The 12803-nt window shown below is 48.2% G+C and carries 13 protein-coding genes and 1 rRNA gene; 9 read left to right on the plus strand and 5 right to left on the minus strand.

From position 1 onward, the window contains the following. Window positions 1–104: ribosomal RNA gene (locus tag LX24_RS10605) — 16S ribosomal RNA — on the minus strand; the annotation flags it as partial. A gap of 475 nt (window positions 105–579) precedes the next feature. Continuing rightward, the gene (paaI, locus tag LX24_RS10610) at window positions 580–987 is read right to left on the minus strand and encodes a hydroxyphenylacetyl-CoA thioesterase PaaI (protein WP_166512135.1); all 408 of its coding nucleotides are present in this window, start codon (window positions 985–987) and stop codon (window positions 580–582) included. Window positions 988–1316: 329 nt separating this feature from the next. Between paaI and gap the strand changes: the two genes are divergently transcribed. Together gap and mnmL are read left to right on the plus strand one after the other, a co-directional pair. Then, window positions 1317–2405, plus strand: coding sequence for a type I glyceraldehyde-3-phosphate dehydrogenase (gene gap / locus LX24_RS10615; protein ID WP_166512136.1), 1089 nt, complete (start codon window positions 1317–1319; stop codon window positions 2403–2405). 285 nt (window positions 2406–2690) lie between these two features. Next, a complete protein-coding gene (mnmL, locus tag LX24_RS10620) occupies window positions 2691–3665 on the plus strand; it encodes a tRNA modification radical SAM protein MnmL/YtqA (RefSeq protein ID WP_166512137.1) in 975 nt (324 codons plus the stop codon). Window positions 3666–3738: 73 nt separating this feature from the next. Here mnmL and LX24_RS10625 read toward each other — a convergent pair whose 3' ends face one another. Next, window positions 3739–4038, minus strand: a complete 300-nt coding sequence (locus LX24_RS10625) for an ArsR/SmtB family transcription factor (protein ID WP_166512138.1) — start codon at window positions 4036–4038, stop codon at window positions 3739–3741. Between the two features lie 71 nt (window positions 4039–4109). Next, window positions 4110–5636, minus strand: coding sequence for a murein biosynthesis integral membrane protein MurJ (gene murJ / locus LX24_RS10630; protein WP_166512139.1), 1527 nt, complete (start codon window positions 5634–5636; stop codon window positions 4110–4112). A gap of 131 nt (window positions 5637–5767) precedes the next feature. On the opposite strand from murJ, the gene LX24_RS10635 reads away from it, so the two are divergent. From LX24_RS10635 to LX24_RS10660, 6 genes are all read left to right on the plus strand, one after another. Continuing rightward, window positions 5768–6472, plus strand: a complete 705-nt coding sequence (locus LX24_RS10635; protein WP_243131710.1) for a hypothetical protein — start codon at window positions 5768–5770, stop codon at window positions 6470–6472. A gap of 43 nt (window positions 6473–6515) precedes the next feature. Then, window positions 6516–7505: a putative PEP-binding protein gene (locus LX24_RS10640; RefSeq protein ID WP_166512140.1), complete on the plus strand. Its 990-nt coding sequence runs from the start codon at window positions 6516–6518 to the stop codon at window positions 7503–7505. A 147-nt stretch (window positions 7506–7652) separates the two neighbouring features. After that, complete coding sequence (locus LX24_RS10645; protein WP_166512141.1) at window positions 7653–10430, plus strand: dynamin family protein; 2778 nt, start codon at window positions 7653–7655, stop codon at window positions 10428–10430. 54 nt (window positions 10431–10484) lie between these two features. Next, complete coding sequence (locus LX24_RS10650) at window positions 10485–10667, plus strand: hypothetical protein (RefSeq protein ID WP_166512142.1); 183 nt, start codon at window positions 10485–10487, stop codon at window positions 10665–10667. A 16-nt stretch (window positions 10668–10683) separates the two neighbouring features. Further along, window positions 10684–10944: a hypothetical protein gene (locus LX24_RS10655; protein ID WP_166512143.1), complete on the plus strand. Its 261-nt coding sequence runs from the start codon at window positions 10684–10686 to the stop codon at window positions 10942–10944. A gap of 2 nt (window positions 10945–10946) precedes the next feature. Then, window positions 10947–11261, plus strand: coding sequence for a hypothetical protein (locus LX24_RS10660; RefSeq protein ID WP_166512144.1), 315 nt, complete (start codon window positions 10947–10949; stop codon window positions 11259–11261). A gap of 57 nt (window positions 11262–11318) precedes the next feature. Here the strand turns inward: LX24_RS10660 and LX24_RS10665 are convergent, their stop codons facing one another. Beyond that, window positions 11319–12224, minus strand: coding sequence for an RluA family pseudouridine synthase (locus tag LX24_RS10665; protein WP_166512145.1), 906 nt, complete (start codon window positions 12222–12224; stop codon window positions 11319–11321). Between the two features lie 145 nt (window positions 12225–12369). Between LX24_RS10665 and LX24_RS10670 the strand changes: the two genes are divergently transcribed. Then, a complete protein-coding gene (locus LX24_RS10670) occupies window positions 12370–12762 on the plus strand; it encodes a hypothetical protein (RefSeq protein WP_166512146.1) in 393 nt (130 codons plus the stop codon). The last annotated feature ends 41 nt before the right edge of the window (window positions 12763–12803 follow it).

Below are 12803 nucleotides of genomic sequence, written 5' to 3' on the forward strand. Positions count from 1 at the left end.
CTAGGTTTAACAAAAAGTAAGCTTCTCGTTAAACCCCGTTCGACTTGCATGTGTTAAGCACGCCGCCAGCGTTCGTCCTGAGCCAGGATCAAACTCTCCATAAAAGTTTTATGAAAAATTTAATCTTTGACTCGTTTAATGAATTACTCGCTTAAGCTTTCGCTTGACGAGGTTTGGTTTGGCCGCCGTCGCTTTTTCGGTCTTTTTTGACCAACTGCGACCAGCGTCCGTTTTACATCTCTTTGCACTGTTTAGTTTTCAAGGACCGTGTGGTCGTTTTCGCGACCGGAATTGTATTGTATCACTTTTTGTCCGTTCGTGTCAATGGCAATTTGTGGTTAGCTCGGTAGTTCTACTGCCGTTGCCACCATTGCCCTGACTTAGTTTTTTACGCCGCCGCCGTAGAGGCGACATTTGTTATGTTATCATTTTGGGGGCATTGATGCAACAGGTAAATTTAGGTATATTTTATTAGATGAAATAAAGTAATAATTTTCCAACTAAACGGAAAGTGTACTCATATTTAACTCCCATCACTATAAGCGATGGGAGCAAAAATAGTTTATTATAACTACTGGCCTATTTGTTTTCCCTAAACACCAACCCTTGCACTGTAGCAACCAGTTTTCCCTGCTCATTTTCTACAGTTATTCTGTAGTGTGCCGTGCGCCTGCCCAAATGAACCTCCTCCGCAGTGGCTATTAAAACATCTCCGGGTTTACTGGGCCGCATGTAGTTTATGTTAACATTCATAGCCACCGCCGCCGGCCCGTGGGAGTTGCTGGCATTGCCCAGTGCCACGTCTGCAACAGTGAAAACCACACCGCCGTGGGTAATCCGGTGTATATTGGTCATATGCTCCTGCACCTTTAAGGATACCTTGGCGTAACCAGGCGCAACCTTGATAATTTCCACCCCCAGATAGTTGGGGAAAGGATCGTCCTTTATTTTTACAGCAATTTCATCACTGAGATTAATATCCGCCATTATTTATCCCCCTCTAGTTTGTGTTAACTGAAAAAACAACTATATTATACCAAATAAACTGAAAAGAATAATAGTTATTATAACGGTAACCTCCCTATAACCAAACTCCGGTTTGTGAAATATGTCATTTACTTTTCAATAAATATAATATAATTTATACTTATAATAAAAAACACCAGAGGCTGAAATATAACACTTTGCCGGCATTAGGATACTGCGGAATTGCCCGCTTCCATGAGAACACTTTGACATTCATACCTTTTAGCCTGGCGGAAAAACTAGCTGCATGTAAAATATTTTTAGGTAAAGAGAAAGGGGTTGCCGTATTTATGACCATCAAAATAGGTATCAACGGTTTCGGTCGCATCGGTCGCAATGTTTTCCGAGCGGCGCTCGACAACCCGGAAGTGGATGTGGTGGCGGTTAACGATCTAACAGATGCCAAAACGCTGGCCCACCTGTTAAAATATGATTCTGTACACGGCGTCCTGGATGCCGACGTAAGAGTCATAGAGGACGGCTTTACCGTAAACGGCAAGAAAATCAAGGTTCTGGCGGAAAAGGATCCCGGAGCCCTGCCCTGGGGCGATTTAAACGTGGGCATGGTAGTTGAATCAACCGGGCGTTTCACCAAGGGGGAAGATGCAGCCGCGCACCTGCGGGCCGGAGCACGAAAGGTGATCATCAGCGCGCCGGGTAAAAATGTGGATGCCACCATTGTCATGGGGGTTAACCATAATGATTATGATCCAGATAAACACAATATTGTCTCCAATGCCTCATGCACCACAAACTGCCTGGCACCGGTGGTTAAAGTATTGCACCAGCAGTTTAAAATTAAAAACGGTATGATGACCACAGTGCATTCCTATACCAACGACCAGCAGATACTGGACTTGCCCCACAAGGATTTACGCAGGGCCCGGGCCGCTGGTATGTCTATAATACCCACCACCACGGGAGCCGCCAAAGCCGTTGGGCTGGTTATCCCCGACCTGCAGGGCAAGTTAAATGGTTTGGCCATGCGGGTGCCCACCCCCAACGTGTCCGTAGTAGATTTTGTAGCCGTCTTGGAACGGTCCACCACAGTTGAAGAGATCAACGACGCGCTGCGGCGGGCCGCCGAAGGCGAATTGAAAGGAATTATGGCTTACAGCGATGCACCCTTGGTATCCAAAGATTACTACGGCGATTCCCATTCTTCAATTGTGGACGCCCTTTCCACCATTGTGATGGATGGCAAGCTGGTTAAAGTACTGGCCTGGTACGACAACGAGTGGGGTTACTCCTGCCGGGTGCTGGACCTGGTGCTGTACATGGCCAAGCGGGAATCCGGCAGCGTGCCTAAAATCACCTGGACAGGCATAAACCGGGATAACTTGTACCGCAGCGTTACCGCAGCCTATGTAGCGGATTAAAGTTCCTGAATAATAGCATACGTCTTTATTAATAGAGACTGTTTGAAAATCAAGGTTTGGTGCCAGGTGTTGAAAGGCTCAAAATAAAAAAACTTTCAACCTCTCAACACCTGGCACCACCGAGATATTAATTATACGTACTTTTTCGAGTGGTATCTAAGAAAGCCGCGCGTTTTCCGCGGCTTTTTTTGCACATTATTTACTCCTATTTGCTCCTTTTGGTTTTGCCATGCATGTGATAAAATTTGGGTAAATTATCAAGACCCAAATAAAACGGTGAATCTTATGTGCAAAGAAAACAGCAGGTATAATATATATTCCCGGCACTTAATCAAGAAATTCGGACAAAAAGTATATAAACTACCGGTTAATTTACCGGGCACTTGCCCCAACCGGGACGGAACCCTTGGATACGGCGGCTGCATTTTTTGTGACGAGCAGGGCTCCGGATTTGACGCCCTGCCCAATAAACTGTCGGTCACAGAGCAGCTAAGACAGAATAAAGAGTATTTCCGCCAGCGGTTTAACGCGAATAAATATATTGCCTATTTCCAGGCCTTCACCAACACCTACCTGCCCCCGGAGCAATTTGCCGCCAACATTAAATGTGCGGCTGCAGAAGATGACATCGTGGGCATCTCAGTGTCCACCAGGCCCGATTGTATCAGCGAAGAATATCTGGATATACTTTCCCAGGTACAGGCCGATAAAAATATTGACATTAATATCGAACTGGGGTTGCAAACGGTTAACTATCATACACTGCAAAAGATCAACCGGGGGCATACCCTGGCTGAATTTATCGATGCGGTGCTGCGTATCCACCGCCGCAATTTTGAAATATGCACCCATTTGATATTGAATTTACCCTGGGATAATATGCATGATGTAATTGAAAACGCTAAAATTATATCCGCCCTGGGTATCCAGTACGTCAAACTACATTCACTTTATATTGTCCGCGGCACCCAACTGGGCAACATGTATGAACGCGGTGAAATTAAATTGATAACTTTGGAACAATACGTTAGACGTATTATTACCTTTTTGGAATACCTGGACCCGAATACCGTAATCCAGCGCCTGGTGGGCAAAGGACCCCGCAGCGAAGTACTTTTTTGCAATTGGGATACCAGCTGGTGGAAGATAAAAACTGAGCTTGAACGATTGCTCGAAGCGGAGGATACCTGGCAGGGCAAAAAATTCAGTTATTTGAATGGAAATGCCCTAAGCCGGGCTTGGCCCACAGCTAAAAATTAACCAGGCAGGCAACCCGGCTTAGAAATTCATCTCTATAATAAAAACAATGATAAATTCGGATATAAAGATTTATTTAAACCTGCTTAAAATTGATAACATCCTCACCCAGTAGAACCTTAACTATTTCCTTTACTTGTTCATTGGCCACTTTGTAAAAAACCTCGGTACCGTGGCGTTCCCCGTCTACAATACCCTGGGCCCGCAATATGGCCAATTGCTGGGATACCGTTGATTGCGGCAGTTCCAAACATTCTTTCATTTTGTTAACATTACAGCTGTCATTTATTAACCCGGCTACAATACACAGGCGGGTGGGATGAGCAAGCGCCTTTAATAACCTTGCGGGTTCTTCATATTTTGATGTTTCTTTCAATTTGCATATCCCCCAAGTGTTTTTTGCAAAATACTATATTATAATATTATGTTTTGCACAATACCATTTTATTATTTAATAAACTTTTGCCTGAGCGGAGCAGTCTCTTCCACATTCAGTAATATTAACAACACCAAATAAGCAATTCCCGCAGCCCCCACTGCCAGCACCATACCTAAAAGCTGCTCCAACAGGGACAAATGCGCATTAAACAACCCGGCATACCCGCTGACCAGCCACAATACACCGGCAAAAACCAGTGTGGCGGCGACTATCTTTAGCTGGTCCACAAATTGCCGGGTCCAGTCAAAACCCGGTAAACGGCGGTATAAAAATAACAGGAAAAGCGCAGCGGTAACAAAGGACCCCACAGTATTACCCAATGCCAGGCCGGCATGACCCATCCGGTCCACCAGCAGGTAATCCAGCAGTATATTAACTACCAGTCCGGCCAGCCCTCCCCAGAGTGGTAACAAAGCGTCACGCATGCTTAAGAATGTATAAGTAAGCACCGAGCTTGCCGACATGGCGGCTACGGAAAAGGCGTAATAACCTAGTGCCATGGCGGTGGCGGCGGTGGCGGTGGCATCAAAGGCACCGCGTTCAAAAAGTAGCCGCACCACCGGTACAGCCAGCACCACCAGCAGCGTTATACTGGGGTAGGTTACCAGTGCCACCAGGCGCAGGCCCATGGCTGTTCTGTCCCGCAGCAACCGCCCGTCCCTGCGTTTGACGGCCGCTGCCAGAGCCGGAAACAACACCGAGGATACCACGGCGACAAATAAACCATAGGGCAGTTCCCGTATCCGGTTGGCAAAATTCAAGGCGGCAATACTACCTTCCACCAGGTGGGAACCGAACCAGCGATCTACAAATATAAAGCCCCGGTTGGCCAGGGTGGTTAAAATTACCGGTATGGACATTAACAATACTCTGCGCACATCCGGGTCACCGGTGTTCAAAAGCGGACGCCAGGGGATACCAAACCGCACCATGGCCGGCAAATTATACAGGTAAAATACCAGTGCCCCGGCCAGGGTGCACCAGGCCAGACCCGGTCCCAAAAGCCCGCCCAGTGGGAAAACTAGCAATATAAAAATCACGTTTTGCCATACCGGTGCCATGGCGGGTACGGCATATTCCCGGTGAGCGTTGAGCACTGCCTTGGCTATAAAGCCCATGGTGAGAAATACTGTTGAAGGAAGCATTATTTGAGTACATAACAATGCGGTACGCCTGGCCTCGCCGGTAAAGCCGGGAGCAAGCAAATCCACCACCAGCGGGGTAAAGATCATACCCAGCAACGCCAGTACCGCAACCAGGGCACCCACAATATACAGGACCGTGGAAGCCAAATAAGCCCGTTTGTCATCTTGTAAACGATCTGTATACAGGGGCAGCAGGGCATTACCCGCTGAAGTGCCAATGATAGTGGAAAGGGTAAAGGGGATGGTAGCTGCTACTACAAAGGCATCGGACTGCAGTGTAGTGCCCAGCAGGGCGGCAATCACTTGCTCCCGGACAAAGCCCAGCACCCTGCTGGCCACAAACAACACCATTAGAACTGTGGAAGCCTTTAAAAAAGTTTGCTTTGACATACGCCAATGCCTCCGTAAATATATTACCCATATAGTACAAGTTTGTTTTTACAACAATTACTATATTAGCACATTTTATAGTAAGGGGGGAGATTACTATTTTCCCGCAAACTCATGTTTTTTTCGCAGAAATGGTGCTGGGACGCACCTCTGACGCCATTACCCTGGGCAGTCTTTTCCCCGATATGATTATTAATGCCCGGATAAATCATACCATGGCACACAGTTTAGGCAAGAAAATGCTGCACGTGGTGAAGGAAAATCACGCCCTGGCCGATTTCGCCCGGGGCATTATCACCCACGGCATATCCCCTCAAGGTCTTGATTATTTCGGTGATGAAAAGTACCCTGGCTGCGAGCGCGGATACTGCTTTGAAAAAGGTCGCCCGCTGGTAGAGCAAACCATCGAGGCATGTAATATCGCACCCGAGATGGGTTGGTGGAAAGCACATAACATTGTAGAAATGGGCATAGAATTGCGTATCAGCAATCGTGGCGCTTATGGAAGTGCAATTCGCCAGGCCTTTGGCAACCGGGAATTGATTGATCAAGTTGTAGATTTGTTAACCGGGCTAACCGGTTACAGCGGAGAGGGACTTAAAACAAGAATCGCCGGCTTTCCCGGGTATATTGAGGTCTTCAAGGCCACTGCCCAATCACTGGCCGATAAGTACCGCATACAAATGTACGCCAGGCACCGCATTAATATTAACACAGACAAGGTAGCCCGTCTGATAGAAATCGCCGCCGAGCAGGTGGAAGATGACCTGGCCGACTTTTTTAACTATTCCCAGGACAATGTATTAAGACAGCTGGACGAATTAGAAAGTTATTGATATAAAATATGCAGCACATAATTAACCAGGAAGGTGATTCCATTTGAGTTCAACCGCAACCGGGCCAAACACGCACACCAAAGACGGACAGGTCATATTAATAAATGCCCCCGCTTACTCCGTGGATGATGCGGAAATAATTGCCTCTTCAAACGCAGACGGCATCGGATTGCTAAGCACGGATTTTATGTACATGGACCGCGACGGTCTACCTGACGAGGAAGAACAATTGGCCACACTGCTTCGGGTCAGTCGCTTAATGGGCGGCCGGCCGGTGACGGTGCGGCTGCTGCAAGCCCCGCCAAGCATGATAACCGCCCTGGGCAATGCCGGTTTGCCGGACGATTGCCGGGGCGTGCGCCTGGGCCTGGCCCGGCCGGACATTTTGGAAACCCAACTGCGAGCTATAGTAAGGGCTTGTGCCGAAGGGAACTTTCGCCTGCTGCTGCCCATGGTGGCCGATGTGGCCGAGGTCATTAAAGTAAAGGATATTATAAGAACCATACACCATGATTTTGCCGCCCGGAATATCCACTGTTCCTCGCCCGACCTGGGCGTTGAACTGGAAGTGCCGGCAGCGGTGGTAATGGCTTCGGTGCTTTCCTTCGAGGTATCGTTTTTCAGCGTCAGTAAAAAATTGCAGCAGCACACACTGATGGCCAAAGAAGGTGGCTACAGTGGCAATAATGATTTGCTCCACCACTACGCTCCGTCCTTTTTATTTCAAATCAGCAATTTGGCCGGAGCGGTGCGCAAAAGACGCAAATCTTTAGCGGTAACGGCACCGCTGGCCGGGCTTTTACCGGCCATACCGCTTTTGGTAGCCATGGGAGTCAATGAACTGGTGATGCCGCCTAAACGCATGGAACAAGCCCGGCAAATTATCGCCCGGCTAACCATGCCCAGAGCTAAATTGACAGCCTCCAAAGCCATGTCTTTCTGGTCCCCGGATGAAATACAGCGCTACGCGGAAGAATCTTTGTCCCGCTTAATACCGTACCCTGCACCCGGTGCCGCCAATAATTTGTTATAAAGAATTGCCCACATTAAAACCCGGCTTATCTCGCCGGGTTTTTTCAGTCATAATTTTCTGCGTTAATTAATATATTCCAACAGGGAGGCTTGGACATCCCTTCGGGGCAAGTAATATTTTCCCGGATATTTATCAGGGAGGGTTACTATGCGAAGTCAAAATATAGAACAATTTTTAGCAGGAGCCGGCAAATTGGCCGAAACCCACCTGACCCCGGAAGAAGTGCCCACCGTGGCAGTAATGGGACCCTATAATTCCGGCAAGTCCACCCTGGTTAATCAATTGTTGGAGCAAAATCTTTCACCGGTGGATATCATACCCGCCACCCCGGTACCGGTTAGATTCAGCTATGGTAAGCGGTTTCTGGCCCGGGTATATTTTACCGACCGGCAGCTGCATACATTAACGGTAGATGAACTGGCCGGATTTTTGACCCGTAAAGCCCCCCACGGGTCTGAAATTACCAGGGTTGAGGTACGGCACAAGCACCAACTGTTAAAAAAAATGCACATTATTGATACACCGGGCATGGATGCCTTGCAGGAAGCTTCATCATTGCCCGGGGGCTTTCCTGCCCTGGACCATATTGTGTATTTAATGCACCAAAGGGGGGTTAACGAAACAGACCGGCAGCACATACAAAAATTATTATCCAACAACCGCCCGGGGGAAATTTCTTTTTGGCTAAACTGCAATCTGGGTCCTTTTGACGGTACATCGCTGGAGGAATCCCGCCGGGTCTTGCGCCAAATCTGTGGCAGTGAAGTAACAGTGCATTTCATTAACACCCTGGACCACGGAGATATTAGTAAATTCCGCCTGTTTATCGAAAACCGGGCAGCGGTTTTAAACCTGCAAAAAATTACCGGTAAACTAAAAGAGCTGGACCGCAAAATACCGGACATTATTAACCGGTCCATGCGGGAAAACAATGATACCTACTTTTTAGTGCAATTTTGGCCGGCTGCGGAACATGCACGCCAAATCTTACACAGTCAAAACATAATCAAAACTCTGCCTCCGGTGACACAGCAGATAGAATCATTGCTTGAAAAACCGGTCCGCCCGGCAGTTGACCCCGGGGGCACTCCGGTGGTTTACAGCAGCACCGGCCCCCGGCATGATCCGGTGGCAATACGGGAAAAAATTTTGACGCTGCTGGAACAGGCCATAGCCGACCCGACTTTTACGCCATATTCCGCATCTATCAGAAAGTTGGAGTCATTGCACGGCCGGCTGAAAAAGGAAAATTACCTGGTTACCGCCGCAGGGGGTTTTTCCAGCGGCAAGTCCACATTTTTTAACGCTTTAATGGGTGAAGCCATATTACCCGCGGAAAACCGTCCCACCACTTCCGCCATCACCCTGCTAAAACACGGCCACAATAAGAAAGCCACCATCAACTACTCCCGGCAGGTGGTTATACCCACCCACCGCCTTGAAGACGGCCAGGCCATACTATGCAGACATGAATTAGCCGCTCTGGAGCACTGGCTAACCAGCCCAAAGCTATTGGGAGAAATATATGCACTGGAAAAAGGTAAAACCGGCCGGTTGGTAAAGGTTACAGCGGAGGAACTTTTGGATGAAATAGAACTGTTAAAAAAATCTTTCGCCCGGGTTAAAAGGGAATTTCCGGGTCACAGGCGTCCCTGGAAATCCTTGTTTAAAAAGATTTCCAGGCAAAAGTTTTTGGCCAGTCAACTGGCTGATTACTTCATTATTCATTTCAAGGACGAGGCAAGCCGGGTGCTGGCACTGGAAACACCGGACGGGCAAACTGCACTGGCTGAAATATTGGGCTCCCATCTGGCCCTGCGGGTTGCGGATATTGTCATAGAGCACCCGGCGGAGCCCTTACGCCTGGCCACCTTCGTGGATACACCGGGACTGGATTCGGTTTACCACCACCACCGGGAAATAGCTTCCCGTTACCTGCCAATGTCGGATTGCTTCCTCTTTTTTTTGAACGGTAAACATATTCTAACTCAACCCGACATGGGCGTTTGGGAAATGATTCGCCGGGCTATACAAGACAAAAACCACTCTGACCGTAAAACCTTTATCGTAGTTAATTTTGTCGATATGCTAACCGATCTGGAAAGGAATAAAGTATCCGACTACCTGCAGGAAAACCTGGTCGCTTCAGGCAAAGCGGCATCAGGCAGCATTCATTTCCTTTCCGCCCTGAACAGCCTGAACGGGCGTGACAAAACAAACTTTTCCCGCTTGATACAGCATTTAAAAGAACGCATTTGGGAGCTTCGCTGTACCGATAACTACCGGGAGTTTTTGCTGGCATTTAGAAACGCCCTGCCCGGCACAGTGCTCCAAAATACAAATCAATCCGGCAGCGACACGGACCGGCAGTTGACCGCGCTGCGAAAAGAAGTTCAAACCCTGCAGTTGGAAATAAAGCAAAAAATCGAACACTGGCGAGGGAAAATAGCTTCTTTTGATACCCGGGAAGATTTTCGCGGATTTCTGGAGGGGCAAAAATCAATCAGGAAAGGTTTTTTTGGGTTATCCCGCAAATCTGTGCCCGTACCTTCCTGCCGGGACATGTTCGCGAGCATAAACTCGTCTTTAACCGGTTTTCTGGCCAGGTGGAGCGCTTACACGGACGGGTTCACCTTTGCCGGGTTAGACACCACCGGCTTGAAAAATGGCACTATGGAACTGCTAAACAAAAAGTTCAATTTAAACCGGGCCCGCAAAATCCTAAACCAGTACATTACTGAAGAGGAGAAGTATATTTATTCAGCCATTAAAAAAATGGAACACCACATTGAAAGCCAACTGAAGTTACATGCACCAAAACCCGGACACCCCGGGGTATCCCCTGCGGCTTTAATGGCTGCACATCGTTATATTACTGAAATTAATAAATTAGAAAATGACATCTTCGGCAACATCCAGCGGTGACAGGTATGAACACCTGCACCCGTGGATTGTGCCCTAACCCGGGAGGGAGCAAGGATGCAAAACGCCAGAGCACTGGACGAAAGGCTGCGCAAAATAATCAAGGAAATAAGCGACAGCACCGGTCAGGAAATAAAACGCGACCTGATTGAAGAGCTGGCCCGGATGGTCAACGAGCACAGAGCCAGGGAAATATATAATTTTCTGGAGACCTTCAACCGGGCCTTGAAAAAAATATAAAGAAGGGGGAAGGTTTATGCTTAAAGGTCAAAACGATGAAATGCAAAAAATTTTAACCGACATCCTGGCGGGTTTGCGGGGTAAATTTGTGCAGCCGGTACTGGACGAAAACAGCCGGCTGCTGAATTTACTGGAGGAGCTAAAAAAACAGGACCGGGAAGGCATAGCGGATTTAAAGGAGCGGGTTGACCGCCTGGAACAAAAAATTGAAGAGATCCCTTTACTGGTTCTTTCCGCCCTCAGAGATGCCATTAACCAGGCCGCCGGGGAGGCGTAAACATGGCCAAGCTTTATGACTTGAACAAAGAAGCAGCCCCCGGGGAAGTAACCCAATCACTGGCTCGATCCCTCAAAAACGGGCTGTTTGCGCCAACGGAAAAAAAATTTGGTTCCCTGGAAAAGGAAATCGCTGCATTAAAACAGGCAGTTGAACTGGATACCCAAAAACTTTCCCTGGAGGTAAACGAAAGGTTCAATAATTTAGAAAACGAGCTTGTACTGTTAAAAAAGCTGTTCCGTATTGGTGCTGCATTATCCGTTACCTGCCTGGTGGGCATTACGGTAACTTTAATATTTTTATTTAATTGGTACTAGCGGTTGGGCCGGTACTAACACCTGGCACTTATCAAGACAACTAAGGCTTCTTTCATTTCAATTTATTGACAGGCTTTTGATAAGGCCGCGCATATCCGCTGGAAGCGGGCAGTTTATGCGCACCGGAACGCCGGTACGGGGATGACAAAAGTCAATGGTTGCGGCATGCAGAGCCTGCCGGCCAAGCCTTTCGGTGTCACCACCGTATTGTTCGTCACCCACCAGGGGGCATCCTATATGGCTCATATGCACCCGAATCTGGTGCGTACGCCCGGTTTCCAATTCCAGACATAGCAGGGACGCCCCCATAAGTTTGCTGATCAACTGGAAATGCGTTACCGCCTGCTTACCACCGGGATCCACGGTCCACCTGGCCGCACTGCCCGGTTTTAAGGCCAGTGGCAAATCAATGGTTCCCCGGCGCCGGGGCGGCGTACCCTCTGCCACAGCAAGATAGCGGCGGCGCAGCACACCGGTGTCAAGCTGCCGGGCCAACTGCTGAGCTGCATAGCTGTTCCCGGCCACCAGCACAATGCCGGATGTATTCCTGTCTATGCGATAAACCGGCCTGAAACGGGCCTTTACCCCTTTATGCTGCCAGTGAAACAGTACGGCATTAGCCAGGGTGCCGTGCTGTTCATGGCGCACCGGGTGCACGAGCATCCCCGCGGGCTTGTTTAAAACCAGCACGTCGGCATCCTCATAGAGGATTTCCAGTGGTATATTTTCGGGTTCCAATTCCGTACTATCGTCCTTCGGAAAACACACGGTCAGCACATCGCCGGCTTTCACCTTGTCGCGCATATACACCCGAACACCGTTAACCAGCACCTGTCCCCGCGTTTTAAGTCCGCGAACCAGCGCGCGGGAAAATCCCCTTTTTTTCCGCAACAGGTTTTCCACCGTACACCCGGCTTCACCAGGTCCGATATTAATGATCAAATTGTTATCAACACCATTCAATTTCTTTCCTCACCATTATTTAATTTTATATTGCCATCATCCCTTAATAATGCGGGAATTGTATAATGGAATTGTCACCAGTCCACTTGACAAATGTCTTTATAATATAATTAAGTAAAGTATTGCTATAAAAAGGGGAATATCAATGATCCAGGTGGGCACCGTTTGGACCTACATATTTGCACCCAACGTAAACAATAAAGTAGCCGGCAAGTGGATTTACGAGGGAAGTGCCGGTCTTTTTCGGGATCTCTCCCCCCAATTAAATAAACTGGCCGATCAGGGCAAAATTAATATGGCCAAATTCGCCAATAAAAATCCCCGCCATGATCCATGCCCTTATATAAAACACTCGGTGCTATGCGTATATACCCATATCCCCCGGGACGAAAAGGTAAGACAAATCATCAAGGATGAGCTGGGGTTATGGAGTGATATATATAAAACCGAGGAACAAAGCAACCGGGAATGGCGCCCCGGAGGCGTTCATTTTGAACAATACGCCCGTTATTGGAAAAATAAAAGGGGCTTTCTCTGAAACAGTTATTTAATCCGCGGTGCGGAGTGAAAAGAGGTTTA

Origin of the sequence: Desulfallas thermosapovorans DSM 6562, assembly GCF_008124625.1 — a bacterium.
In the GTDB taxonomy this organism is placed as follows: domain Bacteria; phylum Bacillota; class Desulfotomaculia; order Desulfotomaculales; family Desulfallaceae; genus Sporotomaculum; species Sporotomaculum thermosapovorans.

What these genes read in the sequence shown, in the direction of transcription:
- paaI (WP_166512135.1), bottom strand. Translation starts at nt 987, where the DNA reads ATGGCGGATATTAATCTCAGTGATGAAATTGCTGTAAAAATAAAGGAC.
- gap (WP_166512136.1), top strand. Translation starts at nt 1,317, where the DNA reads ATGACCATCAAAATAGGTATCAACGGTTTCGGTCGCATCGGTCGCAAT.
- mnmL (WP_166512137.1), top strand. Translation starts at nt 2,691, where the DNA reads ATGTGCAAAGAAAACAGCAGGTATAATATATATTCCCGGCACTTAATC.
- murJ (WP_166512139.1), bottom strand. Translation starts at nt 5,636, where the DNA reads ATGTCAAAGCAAACTTTTTTAAAGGCTTCCACAGTTCTAATGGTGTTG.
- LX24_RS10635 (WP_243131710.1), top strand. Translation starts at nt 5,768, where the DNA reads ATGGTGCTGGGACGCACCTCTGACGCCATTACCCTGGGCAGTCTTTTC.
- LX24_RS10645 (WP_166512141.1), top strand. Translation starts at nt 7,653, where the DNA reads ATGCGAAGTCAAAATATAGAACAATTTTTAGCAGGAGCCGGCAAATTG.
- LX24_RS10650 (WP_166512142.1), top strand. Translation starts at nt 10,485, where the DNA reads ATGCAAAACGCCAGAGCACTGGACGAAAGGCTGCGCAAAATAATCAAG.
- LX24_RS10655 (WP_166512143.1), top strand. Translation starts at nt 10,684, where the DNA reads ATGCTTAAAGGTCAAAACGATGAAATGCAAAAAATTTTAACCGACATC.
- LX24_RS10660 (WP_166512144.1), top strand. Translation starts at nt 10,947, where the DNA reads ATGGCCAAGCTTTATGACTTGAACAAAGAAGCAGCCCCCGGGGAAGTA.
- LX24_RS10670 (WP_166512146.1), top strand. Translation starts at nt 12,370, where the DNA reads ATGATCCAGGTGGGCACCGTTTGGACCTACATATTTGCACCCAACGTA.